Source organism: Anaerostipes hominis (ex Lee et al. 2021), from assembly GCF_002270485.1.
Taxonomy (GTDB): domain Bacteria; phylum Bacillota; class Clostridia; order Lachnospirales; family Lachnospiraceae; genus Anaerostipes; species Anaerostipes hominis.
Window position 1 is genome coordinate 48769 of sequence record NZ_NQOG01000014.1, and the last position, 19038, is coordinate 67806.

Genomic DNA, 19038 nt, shown 5'->3' on the forward strand with positions numbered 1-19038 from the left:
GAAAAATGATTTATAATACTAAAACGAATTTTCCTGAAAATTTTTTATGGGGAGCTTCAACCTCTGCCTATCAGGTAGAGGGAGCTGTCCTGGAGGATGGAAAAAGTCCTTCTATTATTGATATGTATGAACATCCAAAAGATACAGCGGGGTTTCGAATAGCCAGTGATTATTATCACCGCTATAAAGAGGATATTCAGTGGTTTGCCAAAATGGGGCTTAAGGCATATCGTTTCTCCATTGCCTGGACCCGGATTTTACCGGAAGGTACAGGGAAAATCAATCAGCCGGGAGTGGATTATTATAAAAATATCATTGCCGAATGTCGAAAATATAAAATAGAGCCTGTTGTAACCATGTATCATTTTGATCTGCCCTATTGTCTGGAAGAACAGGGTGGATGGAATAAACGGGAAACTGTAGATGCTTTTGTAGAGTATGCCAGGGTTTTGTTTGAAATCTACGGCAGAGAAGTTACTTACTGGCTTACAATTAATGAACAAAATACAATGATTTTGCATCCGGGAGCAATCGGCTTGCCAAAAGGAGGCACTCTTCCTACCAAAAAGGAGCTTTACCAGCAAAATCATCATATGATGCTGGCGCAGGCCAGAGTTATGAAGCTGTTTCATAAAATGGTGCGGAATGGAAAAATTGGACCGGCTTTAAATCTTACTGCTATGTATCCTGCTTCATGCAGACCGGAAGATGCAATCGCTGCCCATAACTGGGTGTCGATTCGGTGCTGGAACTTCGCTGATGTCCCTGTGTTTGGAACCTATCATCCACTGGCGTTTTCTTATATGAAAGATCGGGGAATCGCTCCTGAGATTTTGCCAGGAGATATGGAAATTCTAAAAGACGCAGATCCGGATTTTATTGCTATGAATTATTATTCTACCGCTACCATTGGAGCAAGCAGAAATGATAGTTCTGATGTGGCCGCGCGGGCAGGAGACCAGCAGATTATGCTGGGAGAACAGGGGGTATACAGACCGGAAGAAAATCCCTATGTGGATAAAACAAAATATGGATGGGTAATCGATCCTGTAGGCTTCCGTTACACCTTAAGAAAGGTATATGAGCGTTATCATCTTCCTATTCTGGTAACAGAAAATGGAATCGGAGCACCGGATATTCTGGAAGATGGGAAAATACATGATGATTATCGAATTGATTTTCTGAAAAAGCATTTAATTCAGATGAAACTGGCCATTGCAGACGGAGTAGAAATGATTGGATATTGTCCGTGGGCAGCGATTGATGTCGTCAGTACTCATCAGGGATATAAGAAAAGATATGGTTTTATCTATGTGGACAGAGAGGAATTTGACTTAAAGGAGATGAAACGGTATCCGAAAGATAGTTTTTTCTGGTATCAGAAAGTGATTGCCGAAAACGGGAAAAGCCTGTAGAATAGGAAAAAAGACGTATAAAAGGAACGAAGAACATGATTGTGAAAAAGATATTAAATAACAATTTGATATTGGTATCCGATGAAAAGGGAAGAGAGCATATCGTCATGGGCAGAGGGCTTCGCTTTACCAATACTGTGGGCAAGGAATTGGTAGAGTCGGACATAGAGAAAGTATATGTATTAAAAGAAGAAAATACAAAAAATTACATGAGTCTTTTGGAAGAAGCACCGAAGGAGTACGTAGAAACAGTTCAGGAAGCAGTTCGTCTTGCAAATCTGTGGTCGGAAAAAGAATTAAATGAACAGCTTTTTGTTACCTTGTTTGATCATTTGATTTATGCTCTGGAAAGATATAACAATCATATTGTGCTTCAAAACAGGATGCTTTGGGAAATTAAACAGTTTTATCCAAAGGAATATCAGGTCAGTGAAAGAGTATTAGCCTTTTTAAATAAGGAGCTGTCCATTGAACTTCCGGAGGAGGAAGCAGGGAATATTGCTTTTCATCTTGTAAATGCTCAGTCGGGACAGAAAGATATGGGAAATACAATTCTGGGAATCAAAATGCAGAAAAACATTTTTAATATTATCCAGATGACTTTTCAGAAGAAATTAGATGTTAATTCTATGAATTATACACGTCTGGTCATTCATATCCAGTTTTTCCTTCAAAGACTATTTGAAGATAAAATGCTGGATGACCAGGGCGTGATGTTTTACGAACATATCAAAGAAAAACTGCCAAAAGAATTAAGTTGTGTAAGACAGATACAACGATATATCGAAAGCACCATTCAAAAAACCATAACGGAAGAAGAAATAGGGTATCTGGCAGTTCACATCTCAAGGGTGATATCATAAAAGAAAGCAGGAGTATTCAAATTGGATACTCCTTATTTTTTACAGAAATAAATCATTCTTTATAGAGATAAAATAATTAAGTCATTTGTTAATTTAAACCTATATATAGTCAGGTTACGTGTAATGCATCAGACCAATAATATTCACCATTTTCCTCATCATCTGTGAAATCCCAAAATGAATCAGTTCCAAAGCCAATAACGCGTGTATCTTGTTGACATCAAAAGCATGTATGAATGCCTGTAATAACATAAATATTATCACAAATAATACCATTGGCAGGTAAAATCCATTTTTTAAACCGCATGTAGTGTTTTTTACTAGAAAGACGGATTGCTTTTGGCGAGTTAAGATGAGGATAAATTTCTCATTTTAACTTGTACTAAATCTTGACATAGGACCAAAATAAAAACAAGAGTTGTACTAGAATTATTTTTACAATAAATAGAAATCATTATAAGGCATTGAGCTTCTTTAATTTCATAAGAAACTCAAAACGTTTTGCAACGCTCTACATACTCAATGCTACCTCTACGATATATTTGTCATAATCGTAAAATTGCATAACACACTGGCCCCAAGGATATTCTTTGATTCCATGGAGAAACTCCAGTTTCACTCCGATCAATTCCTCGTAGTTGGACTGCAGAGACGGGTCATTTTCAAAAGAAACATGAACCTCCAGATCCATTTCTACCGTTTGTCCATTACCTTCTCATAAAAATTTTTTGATCTTTCCATGTCAGACACCTAAATCAACGTACTGCCGTATATCATATTTTCTCCTTTCTGCTTTGTACCTACATTATAGATCAAAATTTGGCAATCTCGCTGTAAAAATGGGACATCTCACGACGGCATTCCTGTGGAGAAATTTTGCATACAGATTTAAAATCGTGGATAAAGTTAGGCAGATCATAAAACCCGGATAAATTACAGGCGTTGGTGATGCTGTATTGATGCGGACCAGGCTGGAAAAAATGCATATAAACCGGCCGATCATTCTGGTCTCATCACATGAACATACCAGAGTTGCGTACCCATGGGGATGACGGTGTAATGATTTGAGATCATGTCATTGCCGGGGAAGGTAACAGTGCAACTTGAAATCCAATCCCGCAGTGCCGGATGAGGAAGGAGATACATATAATCTTCTCCTTTTTCCAGAACACGATGAGGTTCACGATAAAATTTCAGGTCATCTTTAGTGATCATAAGCTGCCAGTCCTTTCAAATTTTATATACCAGACATACGTTTTATAGACTTCGTCATAACATATCAAATGATGTTGGGGTCAAAATATATTTTAACCCCTGGATACCTGCGGATTGTTCCGCACTTTGTGTTCCCACAATCCTAAAAACATGAGAAATCCGCCCTCATCGGGCTGCAGCAGCGCATTTAGGTATTAATTTGGGCAAAAATATGTTAAAATTTATGTATCTCGGATAGCGGAGGGAACTGCATATGGATGGTTTTATTCGGTTGGAAGAAGTGAGGAAAATATATCAGACGGGACAGGTCGTTACCAAGGCCGTGGATGGGATTAATTTTACCATCAGTGAGGGAGAATTTGTCGTTATCATAGGAGCCAGCGGCGCCGGAAAGACGACGATTCTGAACATTTTGGGAGGGATGGACACAGTCACCTCCGGTTCTGTTTTTGTAGATGGAAATGATATCGCAAAGTATTCAAGGAGACAGCTGACCCAGTACCGGAGAAATGACATCGGATTTGTATTTCAGTTTTACAATCTGGTGCCCAACCTGACGGCGCTGGAAAATGTGGAGCTGGCCCTTCAGATCAGCAAAAATCCGCTGGATGCGGAGCAGATTCTCTCGGATGTGGGACTCTCTGAGCGCCTGTCTAATTTCCCTGCCCAGCTTTCCGGAGGAGAACAGCAGCGGGTTTCCATTGCCAGGGCCCTCGCCAAAAATCCAAAGCTCCTGCTCTGCGATGAGCCAACCGGGGCGCTGGACTATAAGACAGGAAAGTCTATTTTGAAACTCTTGCAGGATACATGCCGGGAGAGAAATAAGACCGTGATCGTCATCACTCACAATCTTGCGATCGCCCCGATCGCAGACCGTGTAATCGAGATCAAGAGCGGAAAAGTACATGACATGTGGATCAATAAGGAACCTAAATCGGTAGACACGATAGAATGGTAGGTGGGTCACATGAAGAAAGCGCTTCATAAAGACAATTTTATGATGGTCCGAAAAACACTGCCCAGGTTTCTGTCCATTTTTTTTATTGTAGCCCTGGGAGTCGCATTTTTTTCAGGGGTCCGGGTTACAGAGCCTGATATGAAGTTAACCGCAGATGCCCAATTTGACGAGAGCAGGCTCATGGATCTAAGGGTCCTTGGCACCATGGGTATCACAGATAAAGATGTAAAGGCGGTCAGAGAAATTTCCGGGGTTTCCGTGGCGGAGCCAAGCTGCTCTGTGGATACGATCTGTAAATTGAATGACACAGAGATGGTCTTAAAAGTCATGGCGGCGACCGGCCGGCTCAACCAGATCAAAGTCACAGAGGGCAGGATGCCCGAAACGAATGGCGAGTGCCTGATCGATTCTTATCTGATGGAACATTCGGATATTAAAGTCGGCGATACGATCACAGTGTCTTCGGGAACTGATGAAGATATCGGGGAGACATTAAAAAAATCAGAACTCAGAGTAGTCGGAGTGGGAAGTTCCTCATATTACCTTTCCAGGGACAGGGGAACGGCAACCATAGGAAATGGGCAGATCAGCGGTTTTGCCGTGGTGCCGAAAGAAAATTTCAAATTGGATGTCTACACGGATTTGTATATCACTGTGAAAGGAGCGGCAGAGAAGACCGCATATACGGACGATTACGACAATATCGTAGAGAAAACAGAAAAAAAGATCAGGGGTATTTCCGACAGCCGCTGTGAGGCCAGACAAAAAGAAATAAAGGATGAGGCCAAAAAGGAAGTAAAGAAAGCAGAAGACATATATATAAAAGAAAAGAAAAAGGCGGATAAAGAGCTTGTCAAAGCGAAAAAGAAACTGGTAGACGCCAAAAATGATATAAACACCGGGGAGAGGGAGATCACAACCCAGGAGACTGAGATTTCGCGGGGTAAAAAAGAAATAAAAAAAGGATGGCAGAGCTATAACAGCGGGAAGAAGCAGCTTGCAAAGGCCGGGAAAGAGATCAAGGCCAATGAAAAAAAGCTTGCCAGGGCAGAAAAACAGTTCTTTGAAGCGAAAGAACAGCTGAGAGAACAGATGCAGCAGGCAGGTGCCATGGGGCAGATTCCTCCGGAAATGCAGATGAAATTTGAGCAGGCAAAGAAAGAACTGTCCAGAGAGGAGGCTGTCCTAAAGGCTTCCAAAAAAGAACTGGCTAAAGGGAAAAAAGAACTGAAGGCGAATAAACAAAAGCTGAATCGTTCTGCCGCTCTGCTGAGACAGAACGAAAAAGAGCTGAAAAGCGGTGAACAGAAAATTCGGGATGCCAGAGAAGAGCTCTCAAACGCCAGAAAAAAACTTGAAAAGGGAGAGAAAGAATATAAATCTTCCAAAAAGAAGGCGGACCGCAAGTTTGCCAAGGCAAAGAAAAAGATCGGCGATGCCCGGAAAGAGATTAATGATATAAAGATGCCCAAATGGTATGTGCTGGACCGGAACAGGATCCAGTCTTACGTGGAATACGGAGGGGATACCGAAAGAATCGGGGCGATCGGAGAAGTATTTCCGGTGATTTTCTTCCTGGTAGCCGCACTGGTGAGTCTGACGACTATGACCAGGATGGTGGAGGAACAGAGGACCCAGATCGGCATTTTAAAGGCTCTGGGATACACAGGTTTCGATGTGGCAAAGAAGTATGGATTGTATGCCCTGCTTGCCACGGCAGGCGGAAGCATCGCGGGTGTGCTTGTGGGAGAGACAATTCTCCCCAAGATCATTATAGAGGCATATTCTATGATGTATACGGGGATCGGTCCGGTACAACATCCGTTTGAGACCAGGTTTGCACTGACGGCATCCACGGCTTCTGTGTGCATCACGCTTGGAGCCACCATATTTGCCTGCTATAAGGAGCTGAGGGAAAAACCGGCGCAGCTGATGCGCCCGGAGGCGCCGAAGGAGGGCAAACGGATCTTGCTGGAGCAGATCGGAATTCTGTGGAGGCATTTAAACTTTACGTGGAAATCCACGTTAAGAAACCTGTTCCGGTATAAAAAGCGGTTTTTTATGACCATATTCGGGATCGGCGGATGTATGGCGCTGCTGCTCGTCGGTTTTGGATTGAAAGATTCTATTTTTGCCATATCAAAAAATCAGTATCAAAATATTATGACCTATGATGCATCGGTTACCCTGGAAGATAATCTGTCTGTAAAAAAGGAGCAGGAAATTGCATCTTGGATACAAAAACAGCATACAATACGGAACAGCACCAAAATCCACAATGTCTCTGTGGATGTGGAGTTTGACGGGGACCGCAAGTCGGCTTCTCTGTTTGTTCCGGAAGATGCGAAAGAACTTTCGGCTTATATCCGGTTTAAGGACCGGATGTCCGGGGAGAAATATCGGCTTTCTGACAGCGGTGTGATCCTTACGGAAAAAGTATGCACCCTCCTGGGCATAAAAGAAGGAGATACCGTCACGATCAAGGAAGGAGAAACAAAGTCGGTTGGAGCAAAAGTAGAGCATATCACAGAGAATTATATGCGCCACAATGTTTATATGTCCAAAAAGTTATACCAGAAGCTATATGGAGAAAAGCCGGAGTACAATCAGATTCTTTTAAAAAACAAGGACAGATCTGATAAAACAGAAACTAATCTCGGAAAAGGCCTGCTGAAACAGGACGGAGCTGCATCTGTTTCCTTCACTTCGGATTTTGAGAAAGAGATGAACGACATGCTGAACAATCTGAATATTGTTGTGTTTGTTTTAATTGTATCTGCCGGACTACTGGCTTTTGTAGTATTATATAATCTGAACAACATTAATATCGCGGAGAGGAAGGCGGAACTTGCAACCCTTAAAGTCCTGGGCTTTTTTGACATGGAGACCGCGGCCTATGTCTACAGGGAAAATATCCTGATCACCATCATAGGCACAGCTGTGGGAGCGGGCTTGGGCATCCTCCTCCACCGATATGTGATTTTGACTGCGGAGGTAGATCTGATCATGTTTGGAAGACAGATCCTGCCGGCCAGTTATCTATACAGTGTTCTGCTCACCATAGGGTTTGCGGCGCTGATCAATTTCATGATGTTTTTCCAGCTTCGGAAGATCAACATGGTAGAATCTTTAAAGAGCACAGAGTGACACCCCAAAGGTAGGAAGGGAGATTGACTATGAAAGAATTAACAATGAAGGACCTGATATTTTATCACATTTTTCCGCTGGGAGCTTTTGTGGATGATGAGGCAGAACATGGAATACTGGAAGTGAAGAAATGGATACCCCATATCAAAGGACTCGGAGCCAATGCCATTTATTTTTCACCGGTTTTTGAGTCCAGCAGCCATGGATACGATACGAAAGATTATAAAGTGATCGATCAAAGGCTTGGAACCAACGAGGATTTTAAGGAAGTATGCGGCACCCTGCATGAGGAAGGGATAAAAGTTGTTTTAGACGGTGTATTCAACCATGTGGGCAGAGAGTTCTGGGCATTTCAGGACGTTTTGGAAAAGAGACAGGATTCTGAATACAGAGACTGGTTCTATATCAATTTTGACGGGAACAGCAACTACGGCGACGGATTCTGGTACGAGGGCTGGGAAGGCCATTTTGAACTGGTAAAATTAAATCTGGATAATCCGGCAGTCAGAGACCACCTTCTGGATGCAGTGGGTATGTGGATGGATGAATTCGAGATCGATGGTATCCGCCTGGATGTAGCCTATATGCTGAACCGGACGTTTATGAAGACTCTGGTGGATTTTGCCAGAGACAGAAATCCCGAGATGGTCTTTATAGGAGAAATGCTGCACGGGGATTACAGCACGCTGGTCAATCACCATATGCTTGATTCTGTCACGAATTATGAATGTTATAAGGGATTGTACTCCAGTTTTAATACCCACAACATGCATGAGATCGGTTATTCTCTGAACCGGCAGTTTGGGCCGGAACCATGGACGCTTTACCAGGGGCTCCCTCTGTACAGTTTTGTGGATAACCACGATGTGATGCGGATTGCCACCCAGCTTACGGATGAAAAGCATCTGCCTCTGATCTATGCACTCATGTTTGCCATGCCGGGGGTACCGTCCGTCTACTACGGAAGTGAGTGGGGAATCGAAGGATTTAAGGAACCTGGCAGTGACGATTCACTTCGTCCGAGAGTAAGACCTGAGGATCTTAAGCAGGGAGAACTCTATAAATACATCGCAAAGCTTTCAGAGGTGAGGAAAGACAGTCAGGCACTGAAAGACGGCGGTTACAGAGAAATACGCACGGAACAGGATATCATCGCTTTTGAGAGGGAAGCCGGAGAAGAGAGAATTATCTTTGCCCTGAATGCAGGACCGGAGGAATACACGCTGCATTTTGACGCCAGAGCGGGAAAAGGTACAGATCTCTTGACTGGAGAAGAGAAGGATTTTGGGGGAGGGCTTTTGATTCCTCCGTACCAGGCTGTAATTATTCAACCTGAGCATTAGGCTTTCTTGACTTTTTGTGCAAAAACATTTAAAATTAGAAGAGTGTTTTATGCACAAAAAATTGAATAAGGAGGAGGCCTGTGGTAAGTATAATTATTGCCATTATCGCAACTCTGGTCATTGTAGCGCCAATTTCCGTCCTTGTTGCCAATCAAAGAAGCAGGAAGGCCATGGAAGTAACCATTGGAAATGCAGAGAGCAAAGCCAGAGATATTATAGATGAAGCCATAAAAGCAGCGGATGCGAAGAAACGCGAAGCTTCACTTGAGATCAAGGAAGAAACTATAAAAGCGAGACATGACTTTGAAAAGGAAACAAAGGAACGCAGGGGCGAACTGCAGAAGTACGAAAAGCGCGTTCTCAACAAGGAAGAAACTGTTGACAAAAAGGCTGAGATGCTGGAGCGCAGAGAACAGTCTCTGACTGCCAAAGAAAAGAATTTTGAGGCAGACAAGGCAAAAGTGCAGGAGCTCAAGTCCAAACACTTACAGGAATTGGAGAGAATTTCTGGGCTGACCTCTGATCAGGCAAAAGAACAACTATTATCAGCAGTTAAGGAAGACGTAAAGCACGAGACAGCGATGCTCGTAAAAGAGATGGAATCCAGAGCAAAGGAAGATGCGAGAAAGAGAGCTAAGGAATATGTGGTCACAGCCATTCAGAAGTGCGCGGTAGACCATGTGGCTGAGACGACGATCTCTCTTGTACAGCTTCCAAACGACGAGATGAAAGGACGCATCATCGGCCGGGAGGGCAGAAATATCCGTGCCCTTGAGAATATGACAGGAGTAGAATTGATCATCGACGATACACCGGAAGCAGTCGTATTGTCAAGTTTTAATCCGGTCAGGAGAGAGATTGCAAGGATTGCTCTTGAAAAGCTGATCGTGGACGGAAGGATTCATCCGGCCAGGATCGAAGAGATGGTCGAAAAAGCCACAAAAGAAGTGGAGACGAAGATGCGGGAAGACGGGGAGGCTGCAACTCTGGAACTTGGAGTTCACGGCATCCATCCTGAACTGGTCCGCCTGCTGGGCAAGATGAAATACCGTACCAGCTATGGACAGAACGCACTGAAGCACTCTATGGAGGTGGCACAGCTTTCAGGGCTGCTGGCATCTGAGATCGGAGTCGATGTCAGGATGGCAAAGCGCGCTGGGCTGCTCCATGATATTGGAAAAGCTATCGACCACGAAGTGGAAGGTTCCCACGTAGAACTTGGAGTGAACTTGTGCAAGAAGTACAAGGAACATCCAATCGTAATCAATGCAGTGGAGTCCCATCATGGGGATGCAGAACCAGATACATTAATCGCTTGTCTTGTTCAGGCTGCAGATGCAATTTCTGCAGCGAGACCGGGAGCGAGAAGCGAGACACTGGAAAGCTATACGACAAGGCTGAAACAGCTGGAAGAGATCGCAGATTCCTTCCAGGGTGTTGATAAAACTTTTGCGATTCAGGCAGGTCGGGAGATCCGGGTAATGGTAGTTCCGGAACAGATCAGTGACGACGACATGATTTTGCTGGCCAGGGATATTTCAAAACAGGTGGAAGATAACCTGGATTACCCGGGACAGATCAAGGTCAATATTATCCGTGAGTCACGGGTTGTGGACTATGCGAAATAATCAATGTAAAGTGAGACAGCAGATGAATTTATTCATCTGCTGTCTTTTTCTGCTGTGAGAAATCTTTTACACATATTTGAACCGCAAAAAACATGCAGATAACCGCATTTTTGTACGAAGAATGCGGGTTATTTTATATAAAAACGCATATAACTGCAAGAAATAGCATTGACAATGCAAAAATATGCTGGTATTATAAAGACATAGCAAATAAAACAGGCAAATAGACGCATGAAATGCAAATGAAGACGCAAAAAAATGCAGAAAGAAAGGAAAGCAAATATGGAAAAATGGATGGATTTAAGCGGGAAAGTTATGATCGTAACAGGCGGAAGCCAGGGGATCGGTGAACATGTAGTTGAGACATTGAGACAAAACGGTGCGGCAGTAGTAGTAGCGGATTTGAGAAACAATGAGAGATTTGAAAAGGATGAGAATATCTTTTTTGTTGAGTGCAACGTTGCCGACAAGAAAAGTGTGGATGCGATGGTTGAGCAGGTTATAAAAAAATATGGAAAAATTGATGGCCTTCTTAACAATGCAGGAGTCAGCCGTCCGAGACTGCTGGTTGATTTTTACGGAAAACGGCCGGAATATGAACTTTCAGAAGAAGACTTCGATTTTATGGTCAATGTAAATCAAAAAGGAGTGTTCCTGTGCTCACAGGCTGTTGCACGTTACATGATAAAACAGAAATCCGGAGTGATCGTAAATATGTCATCTGAGGCAGGGATGCAGGGATCTAAAGGACAGAGCTGCTATTCAGGCACCAAAGGAGCAGTCCTTTCTTACACAATGTCATGGGCGAAGGAGCTGGGCCCTTATAATATCCGTGTTGTCGGTGTGGCGCCGTCGATTAACGAGAGAACTCCTATGAATAACGACGCAGCATTTGAAGCACTTGCTTATACAAGAGGACAGGATAAGAACAATATTTCATCTGATTATGAAAAAGTTATTCCTATGGGAAGGCCGGGGAAATTAGATGAAGTTGCCGATTTGATCTGCTACCTGATGTCCGACCGCGCAAGTTACATATCAGGAACTACTGTAAATATCAGCGGAGCTAAGTCTACACGTTAAAAAGCATTTAAATAGTAAAAAGTATAAGAATGAGAACCGGAGGTGTAAGATATGGAAACAAAAGCAGGGGCACTGGACAGAATTCGTAAATTTGGCGGGCATATGAGCGGGATGGTCATGCCGAATCTGGGTGCATTTGTGGGCTGGGGACTGCTGGCAGCATTGTTCATACCAACAGGGTGGATTCCCAACGAAAAATTAAATGAGATGGTAGGTCCGATATTAAATTATCTGCTGCCGCTTCTGATCGGCTATACGGCAGGCTATAATATCCATGGACAGCGGGGAGGTGTTATCGGTGCATTTACTACCATGGGAGTGATTGTGGGTTCTGATATCACTATGTTCAGCGGAGCCATGATCATGGGTCCGTTTTCCTCATGGATTCTAAAGAAGTTTGACCGTGCAGTGGAGGGAAAAATCAAGCCCGGATTTGAAATGCTCATCAATAATTTCAGCCTTGGAATCCTTGGATTTGCTTTGGCTATCCTCGGTTATTTGATCATCGGGCCGGTGGTAAATGCAATTATCGCATTTTTGACGGCAGGAATAAACTTCCTGATCGCGAAGAAACTGATTCCGCTTTTGGCTGTATTCATGTGTCCTGCCCAGGTGTTGTTTTTGAACAATGCAGTAAATCATGGAATCATCTCACCGATTGCATTCGCTCAGGCCCAGGAGGCCGGTAAATCCCTGATGTTCCTGCTCGATTCTAACTGTGGTCCGCTGCTGGGCACCTTATGCTCCATTGCTGTTTTTGGAAAGGGAAAAGCAAAAGAGACAGCTCCCATGGCGATGTTTATTGCGGGAATCGCCGGTATCGGGGAAGTGTATTTTCCTTTTGTCCTGGCAAATCCGATCATGATTTTTGCCACGATGGGAGGGCTTGCAACCTCTCTTCTGCTCCTGGTCGTGTTGGGCGGCGGTCTGGTCGGCATGCCGTCTCCGGGCAGTTTGATAAATATAGCCCTTATGACACCAAAGGATGCTGCGGTGGCAAATGTTCTGGCAATCGGAGCGGGATTCGCGGTGGCGCTGCTGATCGGTTCATTTATTCTGAAGACCATAGGCTCTCCGGAGGAAGAGGCAGATCTTGCCGTGGCCGGTGTCGATATGGGAACAAAGGCAGAAAAGCCGGAAGCGGCCTTTAAGAAACATAAGCCTTCTTTAGGAGGCGCCATTCGTTACATCATTGTGGCCTGTGATTCGGGAATGGGGTCCAGTGCCATGGGAGCATCGGTTTTAAAGAACCGTCTCCAGAAAGAAGGATACAAAGATATTAAAGTAAAGAATTCATCAGCCAGCCGGATCGATCCTGATGCAGACATGATTATCACGCTGGAAGGGCTGATTGAGAGGGCCAAACTCAGTGTAGATAATACAGGCAAGGAATTTCTGGCGATCAACAACTTCCTGAAAGAAGCTGATTACGACCGGGCTCTGGAAGTGATCGAAGACAGAAACGGCAAAGAAAAAGTAAAACCTATTTTATCAGAAGAAAATATTGCGTTAAATGTAAAGGTAAAAGATAAAGAAGAGGCAATCCGGTATGCCGGAAAAATTTTAATGGAAAACGCGTATACGACTCCGAAGTATATTGAACATATGCTGGAGAGGCAGAGGAGATTCTCTGTCTATATCGGAAACCATTTGGCGATCCCTCATGGGATAGAATCGTCGGATTCGGAAATATATACATCGGGCCTGTCTGTAGTACAGGTTCCGGAAGGCGTTGATTTTGGTGATGGAAATATTGCATATGTAGTCATAGGCATCGCCGGAAAAGACGGCACTCATCTGAATATGCTCAGCAACATAGCATTGATCTGTGCTGAGGAAGAAAATATTGAAAAGATGAGGCGCGCTGAAAACAAACAAGAGATAATGGAAATATTGAAGAATATTTAATGGCCGCTTTTGCTTTCCCTTTTTCGGCGGATTCGTTATAATAATATTAATTTAATCAACAGAATGTATGTGTAGGAGAAGGTAAAGCGATGAAGATGTTAAAAGCAGAGAGGCAGGATAAGATCCTGGAGATACTGTCCCTCGAAAATAAAATTATTGCCAGCGAATTAAGTGTGAGGCTTGAAGTTTCTGAGGATACGATCCGCAGAGATATTAAAGAATTAGACCAGAGAGGCCTTCTGAAGAAGGTGCACAGCGGAGCGGTAAAAAACGGACCTTTGAAGGAAGATTTTGATGCAAGGATTGATCTGAATCTGGAAGAAAAGATTCGTCTGGCCAAAAAGGGCGCAGAATTGATTAAACCCGGATCAGTGATTTTGATTGATGACGGAACAACCAATTATCAGGTGATCAGGCACCTGGATAAACACATGCGCTGTACGGTTATTACGAACAGTATCCCGATCATCCTTCTTTTAAGGGATTATCCAAACATCGATGTGATCACACTGGGCGGGAATCTGTATAAGTCTTCCATGGCCACTTATGGATATGAAGTCATCAAACAGCTGGAACTGCTTCATCCGGATTTGTATTTTATGGGAATTTACTGTATGAGCAGTGAAGTGGGCATCAGCCATTCATCCATAGAAGAATGCCAGCTGAAACAGAAGATGCTTTCTGTCTCTTATCAGACTGCAGCGCTTGTGACGAAGGAAAAGATCGGATCTGTGTCAAATTATGTCATATGCAAGACAGGTGATATTACATATTTGATTACAGATTCTGATCAGTAAATATAGAGCTGTCTTTCAGACATAACACTGATTAGGAGGAAAAATGAAGAATGTATTGATTGTAGGAGCAGGACGGTTAGGAAAAGGGTTTGTAGGCGAAACTTTTGACAATGCGGGATGGAATATTACATTCCTGGATAAGGACCCGAGAGTTTCAGAAGAATTACAAAAACACGGATGCTATTATGTGAAGGTACACCGGGTGGATGAAATACAAAACCGTACTGTCAAAAATTTTAAAGCATATACTTGTGATGAAGAATACTCATGCATGGAAGCTTTCTTGGAGACGGATGTGATCGTACTTCCCCTTTACCCGGAAGATTTTGAAGAGGCGGCAGGTTATCTGGCGAAGTGCTTTGAAGAATTTTACAGGGTTCATCCGGACCGCAGACTGACTATGATCTGTATTACAAATAAAAACTATCTGATCCCGGGAATTACGGAGGCATTCAGAAAAGACTTGTCCGAAGAAGCAAAGGAGTGGTTTGATCAGAATGTAGTGATCCGCGACTCTATTATCCGCAGAAGTACAGATGCGAAGAGCAATTACGATGTTCACATTGATACCGTTGCAGTTAATTCGCTTTTGATCCAGCAGCCGGTCAATAACGATTTCAGTGATGTGGAATGGATGGAACTTACGGACAAGATTGAGATGCTCAAAGACATTAAAGTCACCGCAGTCAACGGTCCCCATGCAACGCTGGCCTATATGGGATATTTAAAGGGGTACAGTACGATTCCGGAATCTGAGGCTGATCCTGAGATCGCGGAAGTTGTGGAAGGAGTGGTAGAGGAGATCACGGCAGCCGTTATGAAGGAATATCCGATTACACCGGAAGAGCTGCACAATCTCGTTTATTTTGCACCGGCCAAGGGTGTGCTTCCGGATTCTATCTACAGGGTAGGATACGATCCGATTCGTAAATTGTCAAAAGGAGACCGTCTGACAGGAGCCGCCGAGCTGTGTCTGAAACACGGCGTCAGTTTCGATTCGATCGCCAAAGCTATGGCGGCCGGATTCCAATATGCGGAGCCCAGGGACGCAAACGCACAGAAACTTCAGCAGGAAATTAAAAATAACGGAATTGAACAGGCGGTATCTGAATATACTGGTCTGGACGCAGACAGCCCGATTGCAAAACGTGTAATCGAATATTATCATCAGTCTGTAAGCTAAAAGGTGGGGAATCATATGGATGGATATAAAAAAATCAGACAGAATCTTGTACACCAGGGAAAAGTAGTGGGCTTTTATGAAGATATCATTACACTGCCCAATGGCAATACTGTCACCTGGGACCTGGTAAAGCATCCGGGAGCAGCAGCGATTATTCCGGTCACAGAGGAAGGAAATATCCTGCTGGTCCGTCAATATAGAAATGCTCTGGATGCAATGACTTATGAGATACCGGCTGGAGGTATTGAACAGGGGGAGAGCGGGTACGACTGTGTAAAAAGGGAGATCGAGGAAGAGACAGGATGCAGGGCAGAAAAGATTGAACCTCTGATCACGATTGTAACTGCCATTGGCTTCTGCGACGAAAAAATCCCGATCTTTGTCGGGACCGGACTTCATAAGACAGAGCAGAATCTGGACGAAGACGAGTTTATCGATGTATATGAATTTACGCCGGAGAAAGTGAAGGATATGATCCTAAAAGGAGAGATCGTGGATGCCAAGACGATTTCTGGAATCATGACATATTTAAATACGCTGTAAGGATGAGATACCCGGTGTCATAAAGAAAAAAGAGAGCACATATAATTTTATGTGGCTCTTTTTTTATATCTGCGGAGCAAATGATATCTGGGAGGGAATTTAGATGGAGCGGAAGAAATTTTTCATCGGCGTGTTCGTGCTGACCGGTCTTGTGCTGGGAAGCCTTTTTACAAATGCAGTGTATAAAGATTATCTGGAGTATGGGGGACAGATGGATTCCCTTGTGCTCAGCGGGAAAGGATTATACATATCAGGCAGCAGCCTTCTGCCCTATATTTTATTTAAGAGGGGAAAACAGTACGGAATTCTATTTCTGATCGGTTTTATTTTGAAGCCGGTTGTGCTTTTATACGGCGGACTTTTCAGCCTTTCTTTTTTTCTGGGCTCTATCCTGTCTCTCCAGGTGATGAATTTAGGAATTGCAGGCCTGCTGATTGTGATACTGAGCCTGTTTCCGCACTATATCTGTTACGGCGGGTCTATGTATCTTCTGTACCAGCGGAATGTAAGAGATGAAAAAAAAGAAGAAATAACCTTTGATACAGGTCATTCCTTCTTAAAAAAGTTTTCCATTCATCTGGAACTGATACTGCTGGTGCTGGGCTGCTTTTTAGAGAGCTATGTCAATCCGGGAATTTTAAACATGTTCAGCCATCTTATAAAGTAATTCCTCGGTCTTTTCCCATCCAAGGCAGGGGTCTGTGATGGATTGGCCGTACACGCCGTTTCCGATCGGCTGGCTGCCGTCTTCAATGTAGCTTTCGATCATGATGCCTTTAACGAGAGAATTGATCTCGGGGAGGAAGCTTCGGCTGTGGAGAACTTCCTGGACAATCCTTGGCTGCTGATCCCACTGCTTTCCGGAGTTAGAGTGGTTGGCATCCACGATGACAGCCGGGTTCGCAAGGCCGAATTTTTCATACATATAAGCAACTCTTGCCAGATCTTCATAGTGGTAATTCGGCACATTGTTGCCGTGCTTGTTGACAGAGCCGCGGAGGATCGCATGGGTCAGAGGATTTCCGTCTGTATTTACTTCATAGCCGTTGGCAATGAAATTGTGGGAACTCTGTCCGGCCACGATAGAATTCATCATTACGGTGAGATCGCCTCCGGTTGGGTTTTTCATCCCTGCGGGAATGTCGAACCCGCTGACAGTTAGACGATGCTGCTGATTTTCTACGGAACGGGCACCTACGGCTACGTAGGATAAAATATCTTCCATATAAGGCCAGTTTCCGGGATAAAGCATCTCATCAGCCGCAGGCATGTGGAATGCTTCCAGAGCGTCGATGTGGAGTTTTCTCACGGAACGGAGACCTGCTGCCATATCCGGAGCTTTCTCTGGATCCGGCTGGTGAACCATTCCCTTGTATCCGGCGCCGTTTGTTCTCGGTTTATTTGTATAGATCCTGGGGATCATCAGAAGTTTGTCGGAAACTTTTTTCTGAACGCCGGCCAGTCGTCCCAGATAGTCCATCACCGCTGTCTCATTGTCGGCAGAGCAGGGACCGATGATCACGATAAACTTTTCGGACTCCCCTGTAAAGACCTTTTTGATCTCTTCATCTCTCGCCATTTTTATCTGTTTTGCCTCTTCGCTCAAAGGAAATTCCTGCTGAAGTTCCTCAGAAGACGGCATTTTATTGATTCTATGCATACCCATAATCTTACCTCTCCTTTATATCTCAATCTGTATGTAGACGGCCCATAAAGCCGATTGTTATAAGTTTACCAAATGTCCACAGTGCTGTAAAGAAGGAAAGACAAAACGATGTGTACCCGAAAAAATTCTGAAGATGACTTTACAAACGGGAAAAATTTGTCTATAATAAACGTAGTATAAAATTGCATATCGAAGTAGAGAATAATAATTCTCCAACTTCAGGGCAGAGTGAGGCGTTTAAAAGCGTCAATTCTCGACTGGCGGTGATTCTTCTTTATTTAGAAGCCAAGTCCGCGAACCGAAAGGCCGATTGAGTGTGAATCTCAAACCAACAGTATAGTCTGGATGAAAGAAGTAACCATGGACGGTATTTTTGTATCGTTCAGCACAGCCCTGTCTTTGGTGACATGGGCATTTTTTATTTTGCGGGATTGGATCAGACAGCCCCCTCAGAATAAAAGAATTGTTAAATGGAGGAGAAAGAAAATGATGAATGAAACAGCAGCAGTGAGTAAAGTAAATGTAAGAAAGATCACAGTGACCGCCATGCTTGGAGCGCTGGCCACAATCCTGATGTTTTTTGAATTCAGCGTACCGTTTATCATGCCGGGATTCATTAAGATGGACTTTTCCGAACTTCCCGCTCTGATCGCCGCGTTTTCCATGGGGCCGGTATCCGGCATCGCAGTGTGCTTTATTAAAAATATCGTAAATCTTCTGCACACTACGTCCGGCGGAGTAGGCGAGATTTCCAACTTCATCCTGGGAGTCTGCTTTGTACTTCCGGCAGGTTTGATCTATAAGAGAAATAAATCACAGAAGGGAGCATTGATCGGTGCCCTGACAGGAGCCGTTATAATGGCAGTCGTGAGTGTGTTTTCCAACTACTTTATCGTCTATCCGGTCTATGAAAACTTCATGCCGATGGAAGCGATCATCGGAGCTTACCAGGCGATCAACCACAATGTCAGGAACTTATGGGATGCATTAATTTGGTTTAACATGCCATTTACCTTCGTAAAAGGAATGTTCAGCGTTGTAATCACATTTTTGGTATATAAGAGGATATCCCCGATCTTGAAAGGAAAACATTAAGATTTAAGACAACTATCACAGAATATAATAAAACGTCAATCCGAAATTAAGGATTGACGTTTTTTAAGTATGACGGGCATGTCCGTGTTCTGTGGTGCAAGTCCACATAGGCGTAGCTACCGACGAACTTGTAAGCGACTCCCAAGGTTTGCATCGTGAGGTGTGGGCGAGAAGAAGGGATAGCGAAATCGTAG

16 protein-coding genes and 1 riboswitch are annotated in these 19038 nt (G+C 43.8%); of the genes, 13 read left to right on the forward strand and 3 right to left on the reverse strand.

Annotated features, from left to right (window positions below):
* Nucleotides 1-5: 5 nt before the first annotated feature.
* Together CI597_RS12515 and CI597_RS12520 are read left to right on the forward strand one after the other, a co-directional pair.
* On the forward strand, nt 6-1415 hold the full coding sequence (locus CI597_RS12515) for a glycoside hydrolase family 1 protein (RefSeq protein ID WP_024728344.1): 1410 nt from the start codon (nt 6-8) through the stop codon (nt 1413-1415).
* 35 nt (nt 1416-1450) lie between these two features.
* Nucleotides 1451-2278 (forward strand): PRD domain-containing protein, encoded by an 828-nt coding sequence (locus tag CI597_RS12520; protein WP_024728343.1) that lies wholly within the window; start codon nt 1451-1453, stop codon nt 2276-2278.
* A gap of 511 nt (nt 2279-2789) precedes the next feature.
* Here CI597_RS12520 and CI597_RS12525 read toward each other — a convergent pair.
* Both CI597_RS12525 and CI597_RS18640 read right to left on the reverse strand, forming a co-directional pair.
* Nucleotides 2790-2969 (reverse strand): hypothetical protein, encoded by a 180-nt coding sequence (locus tag CI597_RS12525; protein WP_051405234.1) that lies wholly within the window; start codon nt 2967-2969, stop codon nt 2790-2792.
* Nucleotides 2970-3277: 308 nt separating this feature from the next.
* Nucleotides 3278-3493, reverse strand: coding sequence for a hypothetical protein (locus tag CI597_RS18640; RefSeq protein WP_235824624.1), 216 nt, complete (start codon nt 3491-3493; stop codon nt 3278-3280).
* A 253-nt stretch (nt 3494-3746) separates the two neighbouring features.
* On the opposite strand from CI597_RS18640, the gene CI597_RS12535 reads away from it, so the two are divergent.
* The 10 genes from CI597_RS12535 to CI597_RS12580 all read left to right on the forward strand — a co-directional run bounded on the left by CI597_RS12535 (nt 3747) and on the right by CI597_RS12580 (nt 16750).
* Nucleotides 3747-4451, forward strand: a complete 705-nt coding sequence (locus tag CI597_RS12535; protein ID WP_024728341.1) for an ABC transporter ATP-binding protein — start codon at nt 3747-3749, stop codon at nt 4449-4451.
* A 9-nt stretch (nt 4452-4460) separates the two neighbouring features.
* A complete protein-coding gene (locus CI597_RS12540; RefSeq protein WP_024728340.1) occupies nt 4461-7598 on the forward strand; it encodes an FtsX-like permease family protein in 3138 nt (1045 codons plus the stop codon).
* Nucleotides 7599-7627: 29 nt separating this feature from the next.
* Complete coding sequence (locus CI597_RS12545; RefSeq protein WP_024728339.1) at nt 7628-8941, forward strand: alpha-amylase family glycosyl hydrolase; 1314 nt, start codon at nt 7628-7630, stop codon at nt 8939-8941.
* A gap of 80 nt (nt 8942-9021) precedes the next feature.
* Complete coding sequence (gene rny, locus CI597_RS12550) at nt 9022-10569, forward strand: ribonuclease Y (protein ID WP_024728338.1); 1548 nt, start codon at nt 9022-9024, stop codon at nt 10567-10569.
* A 282-nt stretch (nt 10570-10851) separates the two neighbouring features.
* The gene (locus tag CI597_RS12555) at nt 10852-11652 is read left to right on the forward strand and encodes an SDR family oxidoreductase (RefSeq protein WP_024728337.1); all 801 of its coding nucleotides are present in this window, start codon (nt 10852-10854) and stop codon (nt 11650-11652) included.
* 51 nt (nt 11653-11703) lie between these two features.
* Nucleotides 11704-13560 carry a PTS mannitol transporter subunit IICBA gene (locus CI597_RS12560; protein ID WP_024728336.1) on the forward strand — a complete coding sequence of 619 codons (1857 nt, stop codon included), beginning with the start codon at nt 11704-11706 and terminating at the stop codon, nt 13558-13560.
* Between the two features lie 89 nt (nt 13561-13649).
* Nucleotides 13650-14357 carry a DeoR/GlpR family DNA-binding transcription regulator gene (locus CI597_RS12565; RefSeq protein WP_034549974.1) on the forward strand — a complete coding sequence of 236 codons (708 nt, stop codon included), beginning with the start codon at nt 13650-13652 and terminating at the stop codon, nt 14355-14357.
* Between the two features lie 43 nt (nt 14358-14400).
* The gene (locus CI597_RS12570) at nt 14401-15540 is read left to right on the forward strand and encodes a mannitol dehydrogenase (RefSeq protein ID WP_024728334.1); all 1140 of its coding nucleotides are present in this window, start codon (nt 14401-14403) and stop codon (nt 15538-15540) included.
* Between the two features lie 15 nt (nt 15541-15555).
* Entirely contained in the window at nt 15556-16083 is a 528-nt protein-coding gene (locus CI597_RS12575) for an NUDIX hydrolase (protein ID WP_024728333.1), read from the forward strand.
* Nucleotides 16084-16186: 103 nt separating this feature from the next.
* Entirely contained in the window at nt 16187-16750 is a 564-nt protein-coding gene (locus CI597_RS12580) for a hypothetical protein (RefSeq protein ID WP_024728332.1), read from the forward strand.
* Here CI597_RS12580 and CI597_RS12585 read toward each other — a convergent pair.
* Complete coding sequence (locus CI597_RS12585) at nt 16721-17749, reverse strand: 3-deoxy-7-phosphoheptulonate synthase (protein ID WP_024728331.1); 1029 nt, start codon at nt 17747-17749, stop codon at nt 16721-16723. The genes CI597_RS12580 and CI597_RS12585 overlap by 30 nt on opposite strands.
* Before the next feature lie 210 nt (nt 17750-17959).
* Nucleotides 17960-18110: riboswitch (FMN riboswitch) on the forward strand.
* Between the two features lie 125 nt (nt 18111-18235).
* Between CI597_RS12585 and CI597_RS12590 the strand changes: the two genes are divergently transcribed.
* On the forward strand, nt 18236-18844 hold the full coding sequence (locus tag CI597_RS12590) for an ECF transporter S component (protein ID WP_024728330.1): 609 nt from the start codon (nt 18236-18238) through the stop codon (nt 18842-18844).
* Nucleotides 18845-19038 lie beyond the last annotated feature (194 nt).

Bases quoted from the DNA above. Each gene is read 5' to 3' on its own strand.
- CI597_RS12555 (WP_024728337.1), top strand. From the start codon at position 10,852: ATGGAAAAATGGATGGATTTAAGCGGGAAAGTTATGATCGTAACAGGC.
- CI597_RS12580 (WP_024728332.1), top strand. From the start codon at position 16,187: ATGGAGCGGAAGAAATTTTTCATCGGCGTGTTCGTGCTGACCGGTCTT.
- CI597_RS12570 (WP_024728334.1), top strand. From the start codon at position 14,401: ATGAAGAATGTATTGATTGTAGGAGCAGGACGGTTAGGAAAAGGGTTT.
- CI597_RS12535 (WP_024728341.1), top strand. From the start codon at position 3,747: ATGGATGGTTTTATTCGGTTGGAAGAAGTGAGGAAAATATATCAGACG.
- CI597_RS12590 (WP_024728330.1), top strand. From the start codon at position 18,236: ATGATGAATGAAACAGCAGCAGTGAGTAAAGTAAATGTAAGAAAGATC.
- CI597_RS18640 (WP_235824624.1), bottom strand. From the start codon at position 3,493: ATGATCACTAAAGATGACCTGAAATTTTATCGTGAACCTCATCGTGTT.
- CI597_RS12515 (WP_024728344.1), top strand. From the start codon at position 6: ATGATTTATAATACTAAAACGAATTTTCCTGAAAATTTTTTATGGGGA.
- CI597_RS12560 (WP_024728336.1), top strand. From the start codon at position 11,704: ATGGAAACAAAAGCAGGGGCACTGGACAGAATTCGTAAATTTGGCGGG.
- CI597_RS12540 (WP_024728340.1), top strand. From the start codon at position 4,461: ATGAAGAAAGCGCTTCATAAAGACAATTTTATGATGGTCCGAAAAACA.
- CI597_RS12525 (WP_051405234.1), bottom strand. From the start codon at position 2,969: ATGGATCTGGAGGTTCATGTTTCTTTTGAAAATGACCCGTCTCTGCAG.
- CI597_RS12585 (WP_024728331.1), bottom strand. From the start codon at position 17,749: ATGGGTATGCATAGAATCAATAAAATGCCGTCTTCTGAGGAACTTCAG.
- CI597_RS12545 (WP_024728339.1), top strand. From the start codon at position 7,628: ATGAAAGAATTAACAATGAAGGACCTGATATTTTATCACATTTTTCCG.
- CI597_RS12575 (WP_024728333.1), top strand. From the start codon at position 15,556: ATGGATGGATATAAAAAAATCAGACAGAATCTTGTACACCAGGGAAAA.
- CI597_RS12520 (WP_024728343.1), top strand. From the start codon at position 1,451: ATGATTGTGAAAAAGATATTAAATAACAATTTGATATTGGTATCCGAT.
- CI597_RS12565 (WP_034549974.1), top strand. From the start codon at position 13,650: ATGAAGATGTTAAAAGCAGAGAGGCAGGATAAGATCCTGGAGATACTG.